This window comes from Yoonia sp. R2-816, from assembly GCF_046762905.1.
Taxonomy (GTDB): domain Bacteria; phylum Pseudomonadota; class Alphaproteobacteria; order Rhodobacterales; family Rhodobacteraceae; genus Yoonia.
The window spans coordinates 1-745 of record NZ_JBKQXN010000018.1 but is presented as its reverse complement, the minus strand read 5'-3'; the positions used below and the strand labels follow the sequence as shown (position 1 = coordinate 745).

Sequence of the window (745 nt, the reverse complement as noted above, 5' to 3'; positions counted from 1 at the left end):
CCTTGCCCGACCATGACGCCTTTGGGCGTGCCTGTGGAGCCGGAGGTGTAGATGACGTAGGCCAGGCTTGACGGGTTCAGCGGCGCCCACCGTTCGGCGCCTGTGACCGGCGTTGCCGGCAGCCCGGCCAGCGCGGCCTCCGTCGCCGGGTCGTCCAGCACCAGCAACAGACCGCCATCCGGCCTTTCCGGCAGCCGCCCGGCAGTCGTCAGCACCACCGACGCCCCGGCATCCTCGAGCATGAAGCCCAACCGCTCTTCGGGATAGTCCGGGTCGAGCGGCAGATACGCCCCGCCTGCCTTCCAGATGCCGAGGAGCGCCACGATCAGTTCCGCCGAGCGCTCCAGGCACACACCCACAACCATCTCCGGACCAACACCAAGCCCGATCAGATGCCGTGCCAGACGGCTCGACGCCGCATCCAGATCGCCATAGCTCAGCTCCCGGTCGCCATCGACCACCGCGATAGTGTCCGGCACTGACGCCGCCTGCGCGGCAAACAGATCCACAACCGTCTTGTCCCGCGGATGGTCCGCCGCCGTCTCGTTGAAGCTCTCGACCACCTGACGGCGCTCCGCTCCGTCCAGAAGCGGCAGATCGCCAATCAACGTTTCCGGCGAGGAAACGACAGCGTCCAGGACACGACCATACATCGACACAAGTCGCTCTGCCGTCTCACGGTCGAACAGCTGGCTGGCATAGGACAGCCTTCCAACCAGGCCCTCGCCCGTCTCCGTCAGATTGA

Annotated in this window: 1 protein-coding gene; it reads right to left on the bottom strand. The window is 66.6% G+C overall.

Annotated elements, in window-relative coordinates; all coding sequences use genetic code 11:
• Window positions 1-745: AMP-binding protein (locus tag ACFWW2_RS00235; protein ID WP_393925355.1), on the bottom strand; the 745-nt coding region annotated here is incomplete at both ends.